Origin of the sequence: Acinetobacter sp. 243_ASPC (assembly GCF_001054715.1) — a bacterium.
GTDB lineage: Bacteria > Pseudomonadota > Gammaproteobacteria > Pseudomonadales > Moraxellaceae > Acinetobacter > Acinetobacter soli.
The window spans coordinates 67,382-90,117 of sequence record NZ_JVOR01000074.1 but is presented as its reverse complement, the minus strand read 5'-3'; the positions used below and the strand labels follow the sequence as shown (position 1 = coordinate 90,117).

Below are 22,736 nucleotides of genomic sequence, written 5' to 3'. Positions count from 1 at the left end.
AAGTGTGGATAACTTTCGAGTTTTCCACACTGACCCACGGAGCAAGACATGGCAGAGCGCCTAAATAATGACTTTCAGTTTCTGGATGTAGCACGCCAAGATCCAGAGAAAAAAGATATTGATGTCCGCAAATCTGAGTTTGTGGAAATTTATAAACCGTTCACGGCTGAGGTGGCTGCCAATCAGACCCATCGTTGTTTGGGCTGTGGTAACCCATACTGTGAATGGAAATGTCCGGTACATAACTATATTCCAAACTGGTTAAAACTGATTGCAGAAGGCCGTATTTTTCAGGCGGCAGAATTGTGCCATCAAACCAATACCTTACCGGAAGTGTGTGGTCGTGTGTGCCCACAAGACCGTTTGTGTGAAGGTGCATGTACCCTCAATGACGGTTTTGGTGCGGTAACAATTGGTAATGCAGAAAAATATATCAACGATACAGCCTTTGCACTGGGCTGGCGTCCAGATATGTCGTCAGTGAAATGGACCGATAAAAAAGTGGCCATTATTGGCGCAGGCCCGGCAGGACTTGGCTGTGCAGATATTCTGGTACGCAATGGTGTAAAACCGGTGGTCTTCGATAAGCGCCCTGAAATTGGTGGTTTGCTGACTTTCGGTATTCCTGAGTTTAAAATGGAAAAAGACGTGATGAAGCGTCGCCGTGAAATCTTCACGGGCATGGGCGTTGAATTCCGTTTAAATGTTGAAATCGGAACGGACATCACCATCGACCAGTTACTGCAAGATTACGATGCAGTATTTATGGGAATGGGCACCTACACCTACATGAAGGGTGGTTTCCCGGGCGAAGAGCTTGAGGGTGTGTATGATGCACTGGATTTCCTGATTGCCAACGTCAACCGTACGCAAGGCTGGGAGCAAAACCCAAACGAATACATCAGTGTTGAAGGCAAGAAAGTGATCGTGCTGGGTGGTGGTGATACGGCAATGGACTGTAACCGTACTTCGATCCGTCAGGGTGCGGAGCAGGTCACCTGTGCATATCGTCGTGATGAAGCCAACATGCCGGGTTCACGTCGTGAAGTAAAAAATGCACGCGAAGAAGGCGTTAATTTCTTGTTTAACCGTCAGCCAATCGAAATTGTGGGCGAAAATGGTCAAGTGACTGGCGTCAAAGTGGTGACCACACAGTTAGGTGCACCAGACAGTCGTGGCCGTCGTAGCCCAGAACCGATTCCGGGTTCCGAAGAGGTTCTAGCAGCCGACGCCGTGTTATTGGCATTTGGTTTCCGTCCAAGTCCGGCAGACTGGTTTGCACCTGCCAATATTGGTTTGGATGGCTCGGGTCGCGTACTTGCTGCTGAACAGCAACAATATAAATTCCAGACATCTAACCCGAAAATCTTTGCGGGTGGCGATATGGTGCGTGGCTCTGACTTGGTTGTGACTGCAATCTGGGAAGGTCGTCAGGCAGCAGAAGGTATTTTGGATTACCTCGACGTGTAACGTTAAAACATCCAAAGACCCATTTCCAAAAGCCTGCACGGATGCAGGCTTTTGTTATTTTTGTGCATTAATCGGGTTGAGCAGTTCGGTCAATTGTACAAGCAGTTTTGCCATAGGGTTTTATCGATTCACTCGCCATACTCGAAAAAAACAGCAGGATTCGGCCATGGCAACAGTGATTCAGCAGGCATCGAAAGCATATCAGCAGCGTCCTAAAGCGTTGGGCATTACCGTGCGGCGCTTACAATTCCATCCTGAAAAAATCAAGCGGCATTACTTTGCCAATTCACCTGTCATGTCGCATTTGCTCACTGCACTTTCATCGACCTTTCCAATAGGAGAGCAGTTTTTTGTGCATAGCGTGCGTAATGTGCGTGATCGAATTGCAGATCCACAGCTTCAGGCTCAAATTGCAGCTTTTATTGGTCAAGAGGCGATGCATTCCAAGGCGCATACTGAGTTTAATGATGCATGGCGCAAAGACGATTATAATCTGGATCGCTTTCAAGCATGGCTTATGCGAAAAGATCGTCATGTACGTAATTTGAATCCGAAAGTGCAGCTTGCCATTACCTGTGCATTTGAGCATTTTACTGCTTTGTTGGGAGGCTATATTTTAAGGCATCCTGAGGTACTCAGTACATTAGATGAAGATGCCATGAAGCTCTGGGTATGGCATGCGATTGAAGAAATCGAACATCGTGCTGTGGCCTTCGATGTGTACCAAGAGATTTATGGCGATCATAAGCTGCGCACTCTGATAATGCGAAGTGTCACCACAGGCTTTGCCAGCCTTACCTTTTACTCGGCCAGCAAACTGTTCATGCAGGATCGACGTAAAAGCTTACCTAAAGTGGGAGCTAATCTTTTCGGGGTTTATTTGGTGGCCAAAATGTTTGTGCAATTATTGCCAGAATATCTGGCCTATTACAAACCAGATTTTCACCCTGCCGATCACGATTACAGCGAACTGATTGCATACTGGAAAGAAAAAATGGCGGCAGATTATGATATGCCGGCATTTCAGGAGACTTCCGCCCAGCTTCGTTACAGCTGAACCTGAATCAACCAAAAAGCGGGCGTCTGGCCCGTTTTTTTATGATAAAGAAAATAAACAAAACAGCGCTAAAATCCTCGTTACAATGCCTTTAAAACACAAATTTTAAAAATAATGAGGTGATTAACATGAATTTATTTAAAAAATTGGCACTTTCCAGTGTATTGGCCAGTACGCTTATATTTTCGGGCTGTGGCTACAACACCTTGCAGGCCAAAGATGAATCGGTCACGGCAGCATGGTCTGAGGTACAAAACCAGTATCAGCGCCGTGCCGATCTGGTTCCGAATCTGGTCAATGTGGTGAAAGGCTATGCCAAACACGAGCAGCAGGTGCTGACCGACGTCACGCAGGCGCGTTCAAACGTGGCTGGCTTGAAAGTTGATAAAGCCGTCCTTGAAGACCCGCAGCTTTTTGAAAAGTATCAGCAGGCACAAAGTCAGCTGACTGGCGCATTGTCTCGTTTGATTGCTGTCTCTGAAAACTATCCCGATTTAAAAGCCAATGAGCAGTTCCGCGATTTACAGGTTCAACTCGAAGGTACAGAAAACCGTATTGCGGTGGCACGTAATCGTTATATCAGTACGGTACAGGATTACAACACCTATGTTCGACAGTTCCCGCAGGCCATGACAGCCAAAGTGATTGGGATGCATACCAAACAAAACTTTAGTGCAGAAGCAGGCGCAGAGAAAGCACCAACAGTCTCATTTAATTAATTTTGCCTGAACTGGAGAATGCCATGACGCTCCCTCTGGCTAGATTACGATGGCGCCTATATCAAGGATCTTGGGCAGTTATACTCGGCTGTTTGACGCTGATGTGGTGCAGTCTCGCATTTAGCGCACAAGGTAGCGACCAAACCCAAGACAATACCGAACTGCTGGCAGCACAACAGATCATTCAACAGCAGCAAGGCAATCAGAAAGCACCCTCATCGAGTGTGGCTGCTGCACAGCAACCCCAAATTGCCAATGATCTGGCCGAAGGGCAATCGATACGATCATTACCCAGTTTAAATGCCCCCGTGATCGATCAGGCCAATTTACTGACCGAGGCACAAAGACAGCAGATTGAGCAACAAATCCGTCAGTTGTACGAAGCAAAAAAAGCCCAGATTGCGGTGGTGATTGTGCCGACTACAGGTCAAGAGGATATTTTTGATTATGCCATGCGTGTGGCACAACAGTGGCAATTGGGTAGTGCCAAGCGTGATAACGGTATTTTAATGACCATTGCGGTCAATGACCGTCGGATTCAGATTCTGACTGGCTACGGTGTAGAAGGCGTTCTTCCAGATATTGTGGTTGGGCGGATTATACGTAATCAAATCACGCCGTATTTTAAGCAAGCTCAGTATGCGCAAGGGATACAGGCAGGTTTAAATGAAATTGAAAAAATTCTGAATATGGATCCCGAGGTCGCGCAGCAGGCAGCGCAGGAGTTAAAAGAGAGCCAAGAACAGGCACTTCATGAGCAACAGGCCCGTTCACAAATGCTCACTTATTCGATGATTATTATTGTGGTCGGGATTTTTGCATCCTTTATTGTGGGGAATCGACTCAGCGCGGCAACAGCAGGCGTTGCGGGGATTGCAGCTGGTATCATTAGTGGTGTGGGAATTATCACCAGCCTTCTGGCAGGTCTGGGTATTTTTCTATTGCTGGTCACGTCTTTGGCACAATTAATTTTTCAGCTGTTTGCATCGGGCGGTGGTCGCGGTGGTGGGGGCGGTTTTGGCGGCGGCGGCGGTTTCGGTGGCGGTGGTGGCTATAGCGGCGGTGGCGGCGGCTTTGGTGGTGGGGGAGCATCAGGATCATGGTAACAACAACCGATACAACACAAATTATTACCCAGCCTAAAATTAGGGCGCAAAATCAACCCAGTTTAAAACGCTGGCTGAAACATTTTTTCTTTTTGCCTGCGGCGAAGCGTTACTTTTCTAAAACCGACATGACTGCAATTGCGCAGGCGGTGACACAGGCCGAACATGGCCACGTGGGTGAAATACAGGTGGTGATTGAAGGTCATATCCCATGCTTGCAAGCCTATCAACAAACTCCGAGGCGCCGAGCCGAGCAACTCTTTGCCGAACTTGGTGTCTGGGATACTGCCCATAATAGTGGCATTTTGCTGTATCTGAATTTATGTGAACAGCAGGTCGAACTGGTGGTAGATCGAGGAATTTGTACCGAAACGCATACGCTGGCGTGGGAAGCTATTTGTCGCACTATGGTGCAACAACTGAAGCACGGTGATTATCGTGCTGCGGTTGTCGATGCGGTTTTGGCGATTGGTGAGGTGCTGGATCAGTTTTATATGCAGCACGATGATCAAGACCAGAATGAGCTGGGCAATGAGCCCATTATTCTGGGTTAGTTTATGGCGCTGAATACAAGATTGGATCGGCTTGTGCCGCCAAGATAATGGTGCGCTGCTCTTCGGTAAACTGTTCAAATGACTGTGGCCACAGCTGTTGTGGCCAATACAGTTCCACACGCTGGGACACCGGACGATAAATCGCGGTGTACAGTGTCCCGTAGCCCCGAAGCCATGCATCTTGGTAGAGCGGTTTGGTGAGCAAACCTTGCACCACCTGTGACGAATGGGTGGAGTGTGTGAGAACCTGTTCTAAAAAGTTCAGACGTTCGTAAGAAAGTGTGGCAGTAGCATGCTGTGGCCATTCAATCTGATGCTGATAATTGGTCACCGCATGGCGTTTAACCACTTCAGTTTCCCGATCTGGACTCACAAAAACGGTGCGCCAGTCTCCGTTACGATCGAGTAGCGTGACGTTATAGGTCATGTGCACAGGCACGCGCTTTAAAATAGCCACGGCTTCTTCGGTGTTTTGCGCCATTTCCAGTACATAACGCAGTACCAGTGGAATACCAAATCCTGTGCCAGTGATGGTTCGCCCCCCAAACGAAAGCGAAGCCGAAACACCTGCTTCATTTACGCCATCGAGTGCGCCCCACAGGCAATCACTCATGGCCATCACGCGTTGATTCACCCAGCGTGTATTGAGCAGATTGCCTTCGAGTAATACAGGTGCAAAATCATAATTACGAAGCAGGATCGGTTCTTCTTGGGTATGAGGATCGAACCATACGCCTTGAGAGCACCCAGCGATGTACGCTGGTGGACACCAAAGTGATAAAAAGCGTGCTTCTACGTCACCGCCTCCGGTCAGTGCAATGAGTTTTTCCCAAATTGGGATCAACTCTGGCATGTAGGTGCGTAATGCCTGTCGACACTCCAGATAGGTTGGACGTCCTGCAACACCACTACGCAAGAACCATGCACGATACCCTGGCCAGAATTGCTGGAAGATCGCTTTCCATTTTTCATCGGGCGTATCTTCTAAAATAGCTTGGAACTGAAGTTCGACAGACATAAGTTTTCCTTAGAGTATTTTGAAAGATCCAGGCGCAGGGGCCAAATCGTGATGTGTTGTGGCAATCGGCTTACCAGCATAATAACTCTTGATTCCACGAATCCAGTCGCGTGCGCGAATGTTAAGACGGAAGTTATCATCCATAGAGCGGCCACGTGTAATCAAAATACCTAAGTCGGCACCTTCATAACGAAAATCGCCAGGGCCTGTGATTCTCAAGAAAAAGGCTTCACGTTCGGTATCGATGGCGCGGCGTGCATAATCGAAGCGCTGATAAGAGATGCTGCCATCTTCAGCCATACGATAAATCCCGGTTGGCGGTGCATGGGTAACTTGATCGACTTTATCTTCGGTGTATTTAATTACCACCTGTGACCACGAATCGATAAAATGCGGCTGCGCCCAACGCTCGTTAATTTCTTTTACATTGAGATCAAAAGGTACGCCTGAAAATTCTAGTAAATGAAATAAGAATAAAGGCGCATCGGCATAGGCAAAAGCAGCATGATTGGTCATCGGGCTGGCGCCACAAATGCGAGGATTCAACTCACCCAAGTAGACTTCATCGGTATCGATATCGATTAAAAAATCCAGATCGAAATAGCCACGATAACCTTCGTTGAGTAATTGATTACCAAATTTCTCCGCCATTTCGCGTGCCTTAATTCTTGCCCGCTCTGAAAAAGCGCCCGGAAAAATTTCATTGCCACACCAGCCGCCTTGATAAGGCGTCAGTTCACGCGCACCGACCACTTCGGTCAGTAATGGCCCCACCAGTGTTCCAGATTGCGTGGCACAGGCTTCAAGCGTTGCGCCGCGGCAGTTGATGCGTTTCATGATCTTGACTTCAGGATCATGAATAATCTCATCTTTATGTTTGTTAAAATCATTTTCGCTGGCAATAAAAAAGGTGGTATGGCCCGAATCACCAAATGCAGTTTGAATTACTAGATCATGGCCTAAACCATGACGGTCGGCAATTTGCAGCAAATGCTCATAGCTGCTCACTTTGGCAAGTGCATTGGGTACCGAATATACGCCGGCTTTATTGCCAATCCGTACAGTTTCCATTTTATTGTCGCAGCGCTGACGTAATGCCGCAGGTGGGAACCAGATGTCCAGACCAATTTCTTTGGCCAGTTCCTCGGTTTTTTCATCAAACATCAAAAAGGTGGCCACTGGATTTCCACCACGCCGCTCGATCAGATCGACCACATCTTTATGTTGCAGCAGATAATTATTGATGTCTTCAATCGAATTAAAATCGTCGTGCAAAGATTCGGGTGGAACAAAAACATTTGGATGACGACCATCAAAACAGTCGATGTAATTGATATAGCGAAAGCGGTTAACCCAACGATCGATGCCCAATAAGTTAAAATTTGTCGCGCTGATGAAGTAAATCGGACGTTCGTTACGATGAAACATCAGCAACATATCAGAAATGCTCGTCACTTTATTACTATAATTCATGTTCACTTCCTTAAGCTCAGCGGTTTTCTGAGGCGTACTACTTGGCCAGTATTTTCTGAGGAACGCATAAATAGAGGGCAGAGACTGAAGACTCATATTTTGTGTTCCGTACGGTATTTGAGTGCTGTGCGCAGGAACTAACCTGCGCGTAAATGATGAATATGTTGGTATTGCTGCAAAGACTCATAGGTCTCTTTGGCTTGCTGTACCCGATTCAGCGTGTCTTGCGTAAACACTCGAAAACCAAGCTCAGGTCGGAAGCCATGAATTTCTTTGACATCTAGTGCAGCCATAAATTGTAAAATTTCTGCGCTGATCACTTGGCCTGGCACCAAAATCGGGAATCCGGGTGGATACGGAATAACAAACAATGCTGAAACCAGTTCTCGTCCGGCTGCAATCGCCGCTGCAGCATCAGCAATATCGATATATTCACAGCTGGTATCTTCATACGACAGGAAAAAGGCCTGACGGATATTGCCATCTCGGGTTTGTATAGCCGGATCAAGACGCTGCCCCTGAAATGCAGCATGGAATGCCGAAAAGTCAGGCAGTGGTGGCTGTTCTTGCGTGAGAGAATTCACGCGCTTTTGATGAATACGCCGTTCTGCCGAGCTCATATCTGCTACGCGTCGATCGACATCGCGGGCAATCTTGATCAGTACTTCAATCAAATATGCAATTGCGGAGCGCGTTGTACCAATATTGATAATAAACAGTACGGTGTTTCGGGAGGTTTTATTGATTTGAATACCGTATTTGTTCATTAGTTCGGTATTTTTAAAGGTATCGCCGTCCATACCAACCATGCCGATCATGAGTGTTGCGCGGGTTGGGTCCATGACAAACTCATCCATGCTCCACGCTTTTTCCAGATTGGCCCAGCCTTTGCCTTCATCAAAATAACTATTTACGCCCGATTCGCGGTAAGCCTCCGGAATAATATTGCCCACGCGTAAAAAGTGAAAATGACGCTTGAGCAAAGGGTGATGCATCACTTGCTCGCGCAAGCTCATGGCCAGCTCTAACTGACGCTGCACCAATTGATAACCTTCCATTTCGACTTGGCGACGTCCGACATCTAGCGATGCCAAAATTTGGTAATTGGCCGATGTAGATGTATGGGTCATGTAGGCTTCGATAAAGGCTTCTTCACTTTTTTCTTTAAAGTCTTGATCCCAGATATGAATCATTGAGCCTTGACGCAGTGCGGTAAGGGTTTTATGGGTCGAGTGGGTAGAATAAACTCTGACACGTGCCTTTGAAGGATCTGGCATCAGACGGGTGTCGAGTAACTGTTCATCGTTATCCCAATCAATCGTCTGTTGCCACTGTTCATACTGTGCTGCATACGTGTCGCTTTTAAAGCGCTCGGCCAGTTTGGCAGCATTGGCCATGGCAGTTCGCTGACGATAAATCGGATGACAACTTGCAAATGCAAACCATGCTTCATCCCATAAAAAAATGAGATCGGGTTTTATGGCCAAGCATTCCATCATGACACGTTCGACATCGTATACCACGCCATCGAAAGTACAGTTGGTCAGTAAAAGTAATTTGACCTGATCGAGTTTGCCTGCATGCTTAAAGTCGAGCAACATTTGCTTGATATGGCGAATCGGCACCGCACCATACATGGAATATTCGTTCAGCGGGTACGAGTCCAGATAGGCCGCATTGGCGCCTGTGAGCACTAAGCCATAATGGTGTGATTTATGGCAGTTACGGTCGACCAGTACGATATCGCCTTCGCGTACCAGTGATTGCACCACAATTTTATTGCAGGTCGAGGTGCCATTGGTGGCAAAGAAGGTCCGTTTGGCACCAAAAGCGCGTGCTGCATATTCCTGTGCATGTTTAAGCGGGCCAATAGGTTCAAGTAAGGAATCGAGGCCGCCTGAGGTTGCAGAGGTTTCAGCCATAAATAAATTCATGCCATAAAACTGTGCCAGATCACTAATCCAGTGGCTGTTTAAAATGGCTTTACCGCGCGCTAGGGGCAAGGCGTGAAACATACCGGTAGGTTGTTTGGAATAATCACGTAAAGCATTAAAAAATGGCGTGCGATAACGCTCGCCCACACCTTTCATGATGGCATTATAAAGCTCGATATGATCTTCTTCACCGAAAAAAATTCGTTTGAATACTTCGCCGCCAGCCTGTGAGGCAATGTTTTCGACGCCCGCATCATTGACCAGATACAAATCCAGCTCTGGGCGTAGTTGTGCAATCCGGCTACCGAGCAAGGTGCCACGCTCGATTTCCGGCAAGCTTTCGATATCTCGATCCAGATCGATCATCAGACGATCCAGAATATCGAGATGATTGACCGAGCGATATGGAAAGCCATGACGAATTACGACGGCCTGTAAGTTAAAATTGATGAGCGTGGCAATGAGGGCATCTTCAAAACTCGGAACCACCACAATATCGAAAATAAACGGATCATCGGCATTGCGTTTGCTGATGACTCGGCGTCGTAACGCATCTTCTTCTGCTGCACTCATTTCATCGACAATCAGAACCTCGAAGTACGGCTGAGATAACCGTGCTTGCTGATCACTTGTGGTTTCAATCTGACACGACAATTCACGTTCGCTTTGTAAAACAGTATGATCGTGACGATAGCTTCCGGCCGAGAGCGCACGATGAATCCGGCGCGCTAAAACGCGTGCTGTAGAAAACTCTTCTCGCTCGATATTCTGGCAGAGTTCATTAAAAACGCGTTTACTTGGAAAGGCCCAGTAACTTTCAATGGGAACCAGAAAATCGAGCGTTAATTTAACCCGTGTAAGTGCCTTAGCACGCTCCACATGATCGACTGCTAAATCCGTTAGATACCCAATATCTTCAACTAAATTAATCCAGCTATCCGAGCGTATCTCCCATACGCTACGGTGCTGGCTTAATGAATATGTATTTTTCATAAGCATATGTCTTTTTTTATAGAAATTTTCTTTATCTTGTAAAGCTCAGGCGAGGCGTGAGTTAGTCTTCAGGTTTGACCAAAGGCCCTAAGCTATCCAGATAAGGAAATTCAGTATTGTCTTTTTGGTACACAGTAAAATGGCAATCGCGGTCACGAAAGCTTTTGAGTGGCTGCCCCAGACTACGAAGTCCGCGTCGACGTTCACGACGTACTTTTTCTAAATCGATTTCAATTGGAATAATTTCTGCACCTGCTTCCGATTGATGCAAAACATAACCCGACGGATCGACCACAATCGATCTGCCATTACCGCCATCACCCACACCATTGATGTCGATGAAATACACCTGATTTTGAGCAGCAGAGGCCCGTGCAATCGCCAGTTCCACATCACGATCAATCGTGTCGGTCATGGTCGGGTGTAAAATCACTTCGGCACCCATTGCAGCAAGCGTTCGTGTAGTTTCCGGGAACCACATGTCATAACAGATCGAGACGCCAAAGCGGCCTACATCGGGTACATCAAATACACAGAATTGATCACCACCCGCCACATCTTTTTCATACGGGCGAAACGGAAACATTTTGCGATAACGAGCAACAATTTGTCCTTCTGGATTAATCACCGATAAAGTGTTGTAAACAATCTCGCCGTCTGGCCCTTCAGTACGTTCGAACAGCGAGCCTGGTATCACCCATAAACCTGTTTCACGTGCCAGTTCTGCCAATTGTACTTCGGTTTGACTTGGCAGTGCTTCTGCCATGTGATGCTTGGGACCGAGTGGCGCCAGTTCTGAAAAAAGCACCATTTTGACCCATGGGAAACGCATGCGAATATGACGCATGTAATTGCCCATTTGCTCGACGTTACTGGTAAATGCAGATACCTGCATTTGAATCCCTGCTATACCAAAGGTGCTTGACATCATTTTCCCCTCACTTACATGTCCTACGATATTTGAATGTCATTGTTTTAACGTATGGTTAAAGTTGATGATTCTAGATCGAAGGAGTAGATCTGCCTTTGTTTAAAAAATCGTTTTTAGGCACATCTTTACGCCGCTAATAATCAGTTTTGGCAATAAAAAATTAAAATTAATTGCATAAAAAATATGTTCTTTTTTAAAAAACTTGCATCACTCCATGATGTTTTTTTTCACACCTACAAGATTAATTTCTGCTTTCGAGATCGTTCGTACAAGGGCCAATTTGATCAAAATACTAGGTGCCAATTTTGGTCATTGTAAAGTATTGTTTAACAAATAACTTTTAAAAATAAAAGCTCGGGTTTTAAATTTGATTGTTTAAAAAAGAAACAATTAAGTGTGTCGGGTGTTCAAAGAAAGCTTAATCCTTTTAGGTGTTGTGTCGTTTAAATCAGCAAATGAACAAGTTTGAAGAAAAACTAAAAAATTTGTTTAAATAGTCAGATAGTGGATATATCACATGATGTTTTATCGTTTTTTTGTCTGAAACACTAAAGTTTTTAGCTGAAAACTGAATTATGCCTAGCTTTATGTTCTAACTTTATTTTTACACTAAATGACCTGACAATTTTTACACCCTTCGACTGACAAAATTTGTCAGTTTCTTACATTTTATGTGACTTAATTTAAAAAAATATTCTCAGAATATGAATAAGTAATTGTTTTTAATGGTTATTAAATTAAATGAAAAAGTTGGCATATTCTGTGCAATCACTTACATAGCGATACACGCGATATAAAAAACAATACTATTGGAGAAGTTTTATGAATGCACAAAAAGGTTTTACCTTAATTGAATTGATGATCGTGGTGGCGATTATTGGTATTTTGGCGGCGATTGCGATTCCTGCTTATCAAAATTATATTGCTCGTTCTCAGGCTACTGAAGCACTAAATCTTGCTAGTGGTTTAAAAGGTCCTGTTGCTGAATATTTTAGTCAAGAAGGAGCTTGTCCGAATAATGATAGTGCAGCTGTTGGCGGAATAGCAGCTAAGGGTTCAATTACTGGAAAATATGTTGCTTCAGTTGCAACAGGAACTACTTCTAATAAATGTACTATTACAGCAACTTTTATTAATTCAGAAGGTGTTAATGCAGGATTAAAAAATCAAACTATTACTTTAACAATGACAGATAATTCTGGTTCAAATTCATGGGCTTGTACTTCTACAGCGAATCAAAAATATTTACCTAAATCATGTAGTGGTACTTCGTAACAAGCAATCATAAAGAGAGAGGATGAATCCTCTCTTTTTTGAGTTTTTAAACTATGTTGCCATATATTCTCTTTTGCATTACTTATAATGTTGGTCAGTTTTCATCTTATGACCTGAATCGAATTGTTCAAATCTTCCTTCCTTTTTTAATTTTAATCACTTTATTCAAAAAAATTGAATTTTCAAAAACTACATTGCTTTTTTTTACAACAATTTTATTCACTCTGCTTTTTCAATTTAGTACTTATGGTGTTTTTCAATTACAAGATTTACTAATGTGGTTGATGCTCTTTTTATCTTTCATTTTTCTGAAATCTGTATATAAAGAGTCCAACTATGATCTGTTCTTCATCTGGCTGTTGGGTGCTTTAAGTACTCTTTCTTGTTTTTTTATATTATTGAGTATCTTTAACTTATTAATACATAATCAGTGGTTTGATTGGCAACTCAATGGCGGTAGTTTGAGAGTTTATGACAGCGTTTTAGTGTGCAATTTCTGGCTGCTGACTTATGTATATTCAAAAAAAGATTTAGTCATTAATAAACTCTATTACTTTTTAGTTTTTTTTATTTTTTTAGGTGTATTTTTTGATGGTGCAAGATCCGCATTCTTGTCCATTTCTTTACCTTTAATAATCCTTTTATTTTATCGAGATTATCGCAAACAACTATTGAAGACAGCTTTAATGGGATGTTGTGCTTTTTTAATTTATAAAAGTACTTCATTTGTACATGCATTTTATTGGGAAAGCACTCAAAAATTAATTGAAATTAATCGATTTTCTAGTTCTGGTCGCATTGAAATGTGGACCTTTATGTTTCAAGAGTGGTCAAAGCAGCCATTGAGTGGATTGGGTGGCGGATACTTAGCAAAAATAGATTATCCAATTGCACATCATGCCCATAATGTTGTACTGCGGCTTATATTTGAATGGGGATGGTTAGGTAGTCTTGTTTTGCTCTGGTTGCTTATTAAGTTAAAAACATTCTTTTGTTCCAACACGCATATTGTGCTCAAAATAGGCGTAATTGGGCTTTTAATCGATGGGCTTTTATCTGGAATGTTCATCTATCCTGTGACACAGATGATGAGTGTACTTTTCTTAGCGGTTGCATTGAGTGATCAACAACAAATTTATACGACTAATTGGAGAACAAAATATTCAAAAGCACTGCTTATCGGTTTTATTGGTTTATATACATTTTTAATTTATCAGTATTTTTATATCGATCTTGTATGTTTAGATTGTTCAAGCCAAACTGGAACATCTTGGCCATATTTTTGGCAATATGGTAGCTCAGAGCATCTGACCCAAAACCATCTCAATCAATAAGAAAGACAAAAAAATTTGTCTTTCTTATTGGAATCACGCATTACACCTGACTTTGAATATAATTTTCAATGCCAATAGTTTCAATCAGATCCAGTTGTGTCGTGGTCCAATCCCAATACTCTTCTTCTTTTTCTAAAATCTCTTGAACTAAATCACGAGACACATAATCCTGCTGGATTTCGCTAATTTCAACCGCTTTTTTGAGCGTCTCAATATTTTCTTTTACTTTACGCACGTCACAGTTCAGCACTTCTTCGGTATGCTGACCAATATAAAGCTTACCCAGATGCTGTAAATTTGGCAGACCTTCTAAAAACAAAATACGCTCAATGATTTTGTCTGCGTGTTTCATTTGGCGGATCGATTCTTTGTATTCGGCAGAGCCGAGTTTTTCAATGCCCCAGTCATTAAACATGCGTGAATGTAAGAAATATTGGTTGATTGCGGTCAGGTGATGATACAGCACTTGATTAAGTTGATTAATAACGTCCCGATTGCCTTTCATGATATGACTCCAACAACAAATGATGCGCCTTATACAGTTAAGGCAATATGCTTTAAAGTTTAATCAACTCTTTAGGTGCTGGCGAGTAGTTTATTGAACAGCAAATGAAAATCGCAATCAAAAACAGTCGAATATCGTGCTTTTAAAAAAATAAACCCGCTGACTGTGATGCGCGGGGAGGAGTATGAAAACTGAATATCAATTAAAAGTTATAAAATAAATTAAGTACTTATTCACACAGCGTATGGTTTATGCAGCGACAGAAATGCGTGCGGCAATTTCAGCTAGTTCTTCATTGATGATACTTTTGGCTTCAGGCGCACAGCGGCCACAGCACGTACCTAAATCGAGCAATTCACGAATCTCGCGATAGCTTTCAGCACCATTGGCAACGGCATCTTTAATATCTTGATCTGTAATACCACGACACAAACATACATACATCGGAGTGATTCACAATCTTAAATGGGATAATAGGTATTATTGATAATATTTATCGTTTGTCAATGAAATTCATTTGGAATTGCTATTTTCATCATTGAGTTTTTGAATAAAAAAACACCACCTTATAGGTGGTGTTTATGAAGAAATATAACTTATTGATTTATAACAACGATACCATCCATCTCAACCAAAGCACCTTTAGGTAAGCTCGCTACACCTAAAGCAGCGCGCGCCGGGTAGGGCTGGGCAAAATATTCACCCATAATCTGGTTGACCAGCTGAAAATGACTGAGATCGGTAAGGAAAATGTTGAGTTTGGCAATATCGGCTAATGAACCACCCGCAGCTTCACAGACGGCTTTTAAGTTATCAAACACACGGCGAATCTGAGCTTCAATGCCTTCAACCAATTCCATACTGTAAGGATCTAAACCGATTTGGCCTGATAAATACAAGGTGTTGTCAATCAGGATCGCTTGTGAATATGTTCCAATAGCGGCAGGTGCATTTTCAGTATGAATAACTTGGCGTGACATCGATGACTCCTCTTCTCAATACAAAATATCATAATCGATGAGTCCAAAGGACAACAGTATCATCGATATAATTGATTAACTTGCTTTAATTTTATTTACTTCGGTTACCGCAGAAGGAAGATATAACCGAGAAACGCGTGGGAATCCAAAAAGCATGCGCAGATCGCGAATAATTTGTGCCACCACTTTACGGTTACTAACCACAATATTGGCATAGGTATGATCGCCATGCGGCTGAACCATTTCAACGCCCGTATGCGATTTACGGCATAAATAAATCAGCTCTGAAATCTGTTCGCCATCGAGTGGCATATCGATGCACAAATATGCGGTAAAGCTGACATCATCCAGATCGTCTGAAGTCCATTGCAGCGGCATGATATTTTCCGGGTGCATATGTTGTTCATGTAGCAAATTACGACAGCGCGCACGGTGTACGATCAGGCCACGACGAGACAAATGCCCCTGAATTGGGTCACCTAAAATCGGATTACAGCAATGCGCATATTTGACATCGACGCCTTCTGTTCCCTGAATCAATCGGTCCGACACTTCATCGGTTTTTTGTGGCGTATCTTGAGAAAATAAGTGGTTGGCCACCAGTTGTGGCAATAAATCACCCACAGCAATCTGTTCAAAAAGCGCTTCTTTGGTTTCTACATGGCGCCATTGCAAGACACTTAACCAGTCTTTTTCCGACAAATCATGAATCGAGCGATTAAACAGCTTGAGAGCACGGTTGAGTGCTTGTTGACCCACCAAGAGTTGCTCATCGAAATCTTGATCGCGCAGCATATTTTGGATTGCGCGACGTGCCTTTTGTGTATTGATAAAGCTGAGCCAGTCTGGATTCGGCGTCGCTAGTACATCGGTAATGATATCGATCACCTGTCCACTCACCAATGGGGTCGAGAGCGGGCGAATTTCACCGTCAATTTTGGCTCCGACTGCATGGTTGCCAAGAAATAAACTGGCCGAATAGGCAAAATCAATCACTGTGGCACCTTGCGGTAATTCGTGCAAATGCCCGTGCGGGGTATAAACCCAAATTTTTTCCTGATGCAGATAGTCAAGCAGATCGTTAAATGTGGTTTTGGCACATTCACCATCAATTAAGGTCGTAAGATTCTGCATAGAGGCTTGAATCGCCGAGCGGCAAGCTTGCGGTGCATTCTCGCCAAGTACCACCCCAAAGCGCGCTGCCTTACGCATCAGTTCAGTCTGAACGGTCAGAGAAAGCGTGGTTTGTTCACCTTTTAACTTCATCATCAGAGACTGATTTCCGCCGGGTAACGGGCGTCGGATGTGATCTTCAAAATCGACAATCTGGAAGTTTTCTTTGAGTGCTTCGACTAAACGGTCACAGTCTGCAATGCTTTGCAAGATAATTTCAAAGGCATGGCTGTGTGTGAGTTCGTGAAGGTTAATTTCATTTTTAACAAAGTGACGCAGTAATTCGATATTGTTATTTTTCTTTTTAATTCGGCCTTGAATTTGGTAGGTGTTTAATAAGTCGCTTAAATGTCGTTCCCAGTTGCTTTGATATTCACATCGTTTAGATTTGGTTTCGAGCAATGCTTCTTGCACATTGTTATACATATCTAAATCGAGATTTTGATAGCACAGTAGCTCAAGGTTATCGGCCATTTCATTCATGCCCACGATACGTGCCATGGGAACAAAAATATCGAAGGTCTCTTGGGCGATACGGGCACGTTTATCTGGACGCAGTGCATCAAGCGTGGTCATGTTGTGATAACGATCGGCAAGCTTGATGATAATCACGCGTGGATCTTGTAAGGTGGCTTGCAAAATTTTTCGAAACGATGCAGCCTTGTTGTACTGTTTATCGCTTGAATGAGTCAGCTTCGTCACACCATCGACCAGATCTGCCACTACTTTTCCAAAGCGTTCACTAATTTCTTCTTTGGTATAGTCGGTATCTTCAATCACATCGTGCAACAACGCGGCCATGAGTGTGTCGGCATCGAGACGCATATGTGCCAAAATACAACTGACGGCAATCGGGTGCACAATATAGGGCTCACCGCTTTTACGGGTAATGCCTGAATGCGCTAGATCGGCAAAATCGCAAGCAGCAAGCACATTATCGACGTCGCTTGCATCCAAGTACGCTTCGATAATTAATTTAAGCTGTTGCTTGGCTTGACTGACCTCTTCACCTGGCATAAAACACCTTTTGATCGCTTGGGAGATGGATAACGATATATCTCTTAATGAAAAGCATATTGCGAAACTTGTCAATTTGTTCACAAAAAAAATCGCAAATATTTTTCTATCGTTAAGATTGGGAGAAACGATGTAAACCTACATTTGTATCAAATCTTTGCTTGAAGCGCACTAATTTAATGAGACTTATTCCTCAATTTGCGCATTTTTTTCTCTTTTTTTGTTGATATTTTGATCGGTTATAGTGCCGCATCGAATTATTTGCTGATTGATTGGGTCGATTTAGCTTCAAAAGCACCGGATTATTTTCATTTTTGGGTTTTGATTTTTATATCAACTGGCATAAAAAAAGCGCCAAATAATGGCGCCTTTTTGCTCTTGTCTTAAACTTATTGGAAAGAAAAACCTTCCAAGTTTAAGCTGTTTGCAGACAACGCAAGATCAAGAGAAGAAGTCTGATAGTCTTGCTCGCGCTGTTTTAAAATATCTTTAGTCACATGACCTTCTGCAATTTCACGAAGTGCAACAACGGTTGGTTTATCGTTGTCCCATTCTACAGTTGGCTCGATGCCTTGACGAGCAAGTTGACGCGCGCGCTTGCTTGCCACTAGTACAAGCTCAAAGCGGTTGTCTACATGGTCTAAACAATCTTCAACGGTTACGCGTGCCATATATGTTCTCGGTTAAGTAAATCTGACTAGACTGCGAAGTATAAAATGCTTTCAATTTATACTCAAGTTTATTCGTTGTTCGGTGTGATAAGTTGTTGAATGAGTTGTTGATGACGGTGTACCTGCTGATTCAGGGTCAGACGGTTGGCACTAATCACCGACTCTAGCTCATGCAAAGCCTTGTTAAAGTCATCATTAATAATGATATAGTCAAAGTTGACGTATTGCTGCATATCTTCTACCGCGCAGCTTAAGCGATGCTCAATCACTTCTACGCTATCGGTTCCACGGTTAGATAAACGCTGACGCAGATCGAACTGACTTGGTGGCAAAATAAAAATTTGTTTGGATTCAGGAAAAAGTTTGCGAACCTGCTCTGCACCTTGCCAGTCAATTTCAAGTAAAACATCATGACCTTTGGCGAGCTGTTGTTTCACTGTGGTTTGTGAGGTACCGTAATAGTTACCAAAAACTTCTGCATATTCAATAAAGCCGTTTTGCTCAACTTGAGACAGAAAGTTTTCTTTGCTGGTAAAGTGGTAGTGAACGCCATCAAGTTCACCAGGTCTTTGGCCTCGTGTGGTGTGCGATACAGAAACGTGTAAATTGGTCACACGCTCTAAAAGCGCTTTGACGAGAGAAGTTTTGCCTGTTCCTGATGCAGCAGAAACGACAAACAATAGACCCGACATGATATTTTTCCTGATTATGATAAAATATCTTGGCTATTGTAGTGTACTACGGACCTAAACAAAATATAGTCCACTATAAAAGTTTATACCGACGCCAAATTTGAACGAAACATCTAGCGAATAATTGAGGATTCTATGGAAATTGTGTTGGCAAATCCACGTGGTTTTTGCGCAGGTGTTGACCGCGCCATAGCAATCGTAAATCGTGCACTTGAATGTTTTAATCCGCCTATTTATGTTCGCCACGAGGTGGTACATAACAAATTTGTGGTCGATGATCTGCGTCAGCGTGGTGCTATTTTTGTCGATGAGCTTGATCAGGTACCTGACGACTCAATCGTCATTTTCAGTGCGCACGGTGTGTCAAAGGCCGTACAGCAAGAGGCTGAACGCCGTGGTTTAAAAGTGTTTGATGCCACTTGTCCATTGGTCACCAAAGTGCATATTGAAGTAACCAAATATGCGCGTGAAGGTACCGAAGCCATTTTAATTGGACACGAAGGCCATCCTGAAGTTGAAGGAACCATGGGCCAGTACGATAAAACTAAAGGTGGCCATATCTATCTGGTTGAAGATGAAGCGGATGTTGAAGCACTGGCGGTTCGCCATCCAGACAAGCTGGCCTTTGTTACCCAAACGACACTGTCAATTGATGATACCGCCAAAGTGATTGATGCACTGCGCAGCAAATTTCCCCAGATTCAGGGGCCGCGTAAAGATGATATCTGTTATGCCACTCAAAACCGTCAAGATGCGGTTCGTGATCTGGCCAATCGCTGCGATGTGGTCTTGGTGGTCGGATCGCCTAATTCATCTAACTCCAATCGTCTGCGTGAATTAGCAGAGCGCATGGGCAAGGCGGCGTACTTGGTCGATAACGCGGATCAGCTTGAGCAACAATGGTTTGAGGGTGTCGATAAAATTGGTGTGACTGCCGGTGCTTCCGCACCTGAAATTTTAATCAAGCAAGTGATTCAGCGCTTGCAAGATTGGGGGGCAGATGCACCTAAAGAATTAGAAGGGCGCGAAGAAAATATTACCTTCAGCTTGCCTAAAGAATTACGTATTCAGGTGACGCAAGCTTAAGCCTGAGCTGTTTTAAAAAAGCGGATGAGTGTCACTCATCCGCTTTTTTATGCCCTTAATCTTGATTGTATGGGTTGTGTAAAAAAATAAGTTAAGCTAGACACTAGGGGGAGTGACGATATGCAAAAAATGAAAGGATTTACCCTCATCGAACTCATTATAACCATAACTGTTTTGGCAATATTGGCCACAATCGCAGTGCCATCATTTAACAGCTTGCTCAATAGGCAAAAGCTGAATGCCTCGGCGCGTGAATTAATGTCGAAATTGGTCGAGGCACGCACTCAAGCTCTGACTATTCGCCAGACCACGGGCGTATGCGTCAGCACTGTGACTAATTGCGCAGAAAACCTTTCTATTTCAAGCAATATTAGCAATCGCATTTTTGTTGCGCAGCTCGATAAGGAAGTCACTCTTGCATCTGGTTCAGCCATACAACTGATTTTTCGTGTAGAGGGAATTCCAGTTGCGAGTAGCAAATTTTCATTACAGCGCCAAGGCATTGCACGTTGTATCGAAGTCGGTGTAACAGGAGACACCACTTACAAAGAAGGAGCGTGCACATGAAGCTTGCAGGGCCTCAACGTGGTGTCGGTATAGTGGAAGTGATGGTGGCGTTGTTGCTACTGGCCATCGGTGTGCTTGGCTTTACAGCGCTTCAGTTGCGTGCGGTAAGTGCCAGTATGGAAGCAGGCAATCAAGTGGCTGCGCTCAATATTGCACGAGACCTAACCGAGCGTATGCGTGCCAACCCTCAGGCCACACAATGTAAGCTGTATCACACAGAAGGTTCTATTAACAGCTCAACAAAGGCCTATACCAAAGCCTCTAACTGCGCCACAACTGTGAGTAGTCAGGCCAGTGCCCAAGCCACCAGTGATTTACAATATATTTATAACCAAACCACAAATTCAGGTATGAGCGTTATTGTGAATACCTGCCCCAATGCCAGCAATGCAGGAACAAATTTGGGGCGTCAATGCATTTATGTGGCATGGGATAAAACCGCACAAAGTTTTAGCAGTTCAGAGACATGCTACAAAAACGGTGCCACCAGTTATGAGCGCAATGCGACGTGTATTTTTCTGGAGGCCTATTAAATGACCCGATTACATCAGGCTGGATTTACACTGATTGAACTGATGGTGGCCATTACGCTGGGGCTTTTGATTACAGCGGCAGCTATTCAGCTGTACCTCACCAGTGTCACCAGTTTTAATGTGCAAAAAGCCATGGCGAATATTCAAGACAGTGCCAGTTTTGGGGTGAACTATATTTTAGATGATGTTCGAAAAGCCAACTTGAGCGCATCCTCTGCATATATCAACGATCAACAAGCAAATGCGGGATTGCTTCTGACTGCAAGTAACGTCAGTGATCAAGTGAGTGGAAAATACTTATTAACGCTTGCCGAGACGGCACTGACCAAAAGCGCAGTTGGAGACAGTAATGTCGATCAAAAAAGTGATCAGCTTACGATTCGTTATCAGGCAACGCAAAGCGACTATGACTGTACCGGCAAAACCCTTGCCGCAGGTACCTATGTGGCTCAGCGATATTTTGTTGGTAGTGACAAAGCGTTGCGCTGTGTGGCCGATCAATATATGCGAAATGGAAACACGATAACCGCAGTAGATGGTAAGCCAAAAACCACACTGGATTTGTCTGGCACGGGGCAAATTATTATTCCCTCGGTCGATTATATGCGCATTAAAGTGGGCTATGTGAAAGGCGCTTTGAATAATCCAACAGCGCTCAATTACGTGTCTGTGGCAGATTATCTCGACACCGCAAAAACACCCGCAATGACCAAAAATATTGATGGTATCTCACAGCAGATCAAGCCATACATCAATGTGATTCAAATTGGCTTACTGGTGCAGTCGAATGAAACAGCAGGCAATGATGTAAACGTTAGAAATCGTAATAAAAAGACTTTTGATGTGTTGGGGCAGTCGGTTGCATTAAACAGTACAAATCAAGATACACGATTGCGTCAGGTAGTGACTCAGACCATTTCATTAAGAAATGCCATGGGTTGGGTGGAAGAGGGGTATGTCACACAATGAAAACCAATCAACAAGGTGCAACCCTGATCGTGGTGCTGATGATTTTACTCTTGATCATGGTGGTAGGAACTTTGGCCATCCGACAAAGTGTCAGCTCGCTCAAAATGGTTGCAAATAATCAGATTCAGGCTTTATTGCTACAAAATTCGGATGCTGCCCTGATGTATTTCCAAAATCCTGTGAATACTAGCACCTTGGCTTCTGCAAATGGTGTCGTTAATTATTTTCGTAATGTCGGTAATCTTAATCAGGAAATGGTGAGCTGCTTTAATAAGACAGCGCCGTTTGTGATGAGCAATATGGGTGTGGTCAATAGTTCAGGCACGGTCGATAACCAAGCCTCATGTAAAAGTACCGATGCTGCGGGTGGGCGCACGCAGGTGGTCACACAGGTGTATATCAAAAAGGCAGCATCATCGGACAATCAGCCATTTGCTGACTATGCGCGTGGTACCGATATTACCACTGCAAAAACGGAAAGCAGTTTACGCCTACAACTGACTTCAGTTTCTGTCATGACCGGATTTTCATCTGCCGAAGATATCAATACCTGTTTGAATAAATCGGCCAGCAGTGCCATCAGTTGTTTGAGTCAGAAGCAGGCCTTGTTTAATTCACAAGTGGCCGAGTATCGCTTCTTATCTGACTTTGAGCCACCTAAGTAGGTCAAGGGAGAACA

General features: G+C 43.8%; 22 protein-coding genes. 12 read left to right on the top strand and 10 right to left on the bottom strand.

Annotation, left to right across the window (positions count from 1 at the left end):
- Nucleotides 1-48: 48 nt before the first annotated feature.
- The 5 genes from ADA42_RS07825 (at nt 49) to ADA42_RS07805 (ending at nt 4,906) form a co-directional block, all read left to right on the top strand.
- Entirely contained in the window at nt 49-1,470 is a 1,422-nt protein-coding gene (locus ADA42_RS07825; RefSeq protein WP_048764507.1) for an FAD-dependent oxidoreductase, read from the top strand.
- A 166-nt stretch (nt 1,471-1,636) separates the two neighbouring features.
- Nucleotides 1,637-2,527 carry a metal-dependent hydrolase gene (locus ADA42_RS07820; RefSeq protein ID WP_048764505.1) on the top strand — a complete coding sequence of 297 codons (891 nt, stop codon included), beginning with the start codon at nt 1,637-1,639 and terminating at the stop codon, nt 2,525-2,527.
- A 128-nt stretch (nt 2,528-2,655) separates the two neighbouring features.
- Nucleotides 2,656-3,246: a LemA family protein gene (locus ADA42_RS07815; protein WP_025094669.1), complete on the top strand. Its 591-nt coding sequence runs from the start codon at nt 2,656-2,658 to the stop codon at nt 3,244-3,246.
- A gap of 23 nt (nt 3,247-3,269) precedes the next feature.
- Nucleotides 3,270-4,352, top strand: coding sequence for a TPM domain-containing protein (locus ADA42_RS07810; protein WP_048764503.1), 1,083 nt, complete (start codon nt 3,270-3,272; stop codon nt 4,350-4,352).
- On the top strand, nt 4,346-4,906 hold the full coding sequence (locus ADA42_RS07805; protein ID WP_004934250.1) for a TPM domain-containing protein: 561 nt from the start codon (nt 4,346-4,348) through the stop codon (nt 4,904-4,906). The genes ADA42_RS07810 and ADA42_RS07805 overlap by 7 nt, the downstream gene beginning before the upstream one ends.
- A gap of 1 nt (nt 4,907) precedes the next feature.
- On the opposite strand, the gene ADA42_RS07800 is transcribed toward ADA42_RS07805, so the two are convergent.
- The 4 genes from ADA42_RS07800 to ADA42_RS07785 all read right to left on the bottom strand — a co-directional run bounded on the left by ADA42_RS07800 (nt 4,908) and on the right by ADA42_RS07785 (nt 11,252).
- Nucleotides 4,908-5,924: a C45 family autoproteolytic acyltransferase/hydolase gene (locus tag ADA42_RS07800; protein WP_048764501.1), complete on the bottom strand. Its 1,017-nt coding sequence runs from the start codon at nt 5,922-5,924 to the stop codon at nt 4,908-4,910.
- Between the two features lie 9 nt (nt 5,925-5,933).
- Nucleotides 5,934-7,397: a biotin carboxylase gene (locus ADA42_RS07795; protein WP_034440443.1), complete on the bottom strand. Its 1,464-nt coding sequence runs from the start codon at nt 7,395-7,397 to the stop codon at nt 5,934-5,936.
- Nucleotides 7,398-7,534: 137 nt separating this feature from the next.
- On the bottom strand, nt 7,535-10,324 hold the full coding sequence (locus tag ADA42_RS07790; protein ID WP_048764499.1) for an aminotransferase class I/II-fold pyridoxal phosphate-dependent enzyme: 2,790 nt from the start codon (nt 10,322-10,324) through the stop codon (nt 7,535-7,537).
- Between the two features lie 61 nt (nt 10,325-10,385).
- On the bottom strand, nt 10,386-11,252 hold the full coding sequence (locus tag ADA42_RS07785; RefSeq protein ID WP_048764554.1) for a carbon-nitrogen hydrolase family protein: 867 nt from the start codon (nt 11,250-11,252) through the stop codon (nt 10,386-10,388).
- Between the two features lie 825 nt (nt 11,253-12,077).
- Here ADA42_RS07785 and ADA42_RS07780 point away from each other — a divergent pair.
- Complete coding sequence (locus ADA42_RS07780) at nt 12,078-12,530, top strand: pilin (RefSeq protein WP_048764497.1); 453 nt, start codon at nt 12,078-12,080, stop codon at nt 12,528-12,530.
- A 53-nt stretch (nt 12,531-12,583) separates the two neighbouring features.
- The gene (locus ADA42_RS07775) at nt 12,584-13,864 is read left to right on the top strand and encodes an O-antigen ligase family protein (protein WP_048764495.1); all 1,281 of its coding nucleotides are present in this window, start codon (nt 12,584-12,586) and stop codon (nt 13,862-13,864) included.
- A gap of 40 nt (nt 13,865-13,904) precedes the next feature.
- Here ADA42_RS07775 and bfr read toward each other — a convergent pair whose 3' ends face one another.
- The 6 genes from bfr to gmk all read right to left on the bottom strand — a co-directional run bounded on the left by bfr (nt 13,905) and on the right by gmk (nt 18,902).
- Nucleotides 13,905-14,369, bottom strand: coding sequence for a heteropolymeric bacterioferritin subunit Bfr (gene bfr, locus ADA42_RS07770; protein ID WP_004934272.1), 465 nt, complete (start codon nt 14,367-14,369; stop codon nt 13,905-13,907).
- A gap of 249 nt (nt 14,370-14,618) precedes the next feature.
- A complete protein-coding gene (locus ADA42_RS07765) occupies nt 14,619-14,813 on the bottom strand; it encodes a bacterioferritin-associated ferredoxin (RefSeq protein ID WP_004934275.1) in 195 nt (64 codons plus the stop codon).
- 152 nt (nt 14,814-14,965) lie between these two features.
- Nucleotides 14,966-15,349 (bottom strand): RidA family protein, encoded by a 384-nt coding sequence (locus tag ADA42_RS07760; protein WP_004934278.1) that lies wholly within the window; start codon nt 15,347-15,349, stop codon nt 14,966-14,968.
- Between the two features lie 75 nt (nt 15,350-15,424).
- Nucleotides 15,425-17,539: a RelA/SpoT family protein gene (locus tag ADA42_RS07755; protein ID WP_048764493.1), complete on the bottom strand. Its 2,115-nt coding sequence runs from the start codon at nt 17,537-17,539 to the stop codon at nt 15,425-15,427.
- Nucleotides 17,540-17,928: 389 nt separating this feature from the next.
- Nucleotides 17,929-18,210, bottom strand: coding sequence for a DNA-directed RNA polymerase subunit omega (gene rpoZ / locus ADA42_RS07745; protein ID WP_004934284.1), 282 nt, complete (start codon nt 18,208-18,210; stop codon nt 17,929-17,931).
- 68 nt (nt 18,211-18,278) lie between these two features.
- A complete protein-coding gene (gmk, locus tag ADA42_RS07740; RefSeq protein ID WP_025095725.1) occupies nt 18,279-18,902 on the bottom strand; it encodes a guanylate kinase in 624 nt (207 codons plus the stop codon).
- Between the two features lie 135 nt (nt 18,903-19,037).
- Between gmk and ispH the strand changes: the two genes are divergently transcribed.
- The 5 genes from ispH (at nt 19,038) to ADA42_RS07715 (ending at nt 22,722) form a co-directional block, all read left to right on the top strand.
- A complete protein-coding gene (gene ispH / locus ADA42_RS07735; RefSeq protein WP_048764489.1) occupies nt 19,038-19,988 on the top strand; it encodes a 4-hydroxy-3-methylbut-2-enyl diphosphate reductase in 951 nt (316 codons plus the stop codon).
- A gap of 120 nt (nt 19,989-20,108) precedes the next feature.
- A complete protein-coding gene (locus ADA42_RS07730; RefSeq protein ID WP_048764487.1) occupies nt 20,109-20,555 on the top strand; it encodes a pilus assembly FimT family protein in 447 nt (148 codons plus the stop codon).
- Nucleotides 20,552-21,088, top strand: a complete 537-nt coding sequence (pilV, locus tag ADA42_RS07725) for a type IV pilus modification protein PilV (RefSeq protein WP_025095723.1) — start codon at nt 20,552-20,554, stop codon at nt 21,086-21,088. Before ADA42_RS07730 ends, pilV begins: the two co-directional genes overlap by 4 nt.
- Nucleotides 21,089-22,057, top strand: a complete 969-nt coding sequence (locus ADA42_RS07720; protein ID WP_048764485.1) for a PilW family protein — start codon at nt 21,089-21,091, stop codon at nt 22,055-22,057. It begins immediately after the preceding gene.
- Nucleotides 22,054-22,722 (top strand): PilX N-terminal domain-containing pilus assembly protein, encoded by a 669-nt coding sequence (locus ADA42_RS07715; protein ID WP_025095721.1) that lies wholly within the window; start codon nt 22,054-22,056, stop codon nt 22,720-22,722. Before ADA42_RS07720 ends, ADA42_RS07715 begins: the two co-directional genes overlap by 4 nt.
- The last annotated feature ends 14 nt before the right edge of the window (nt 22,723-22,736 follow it).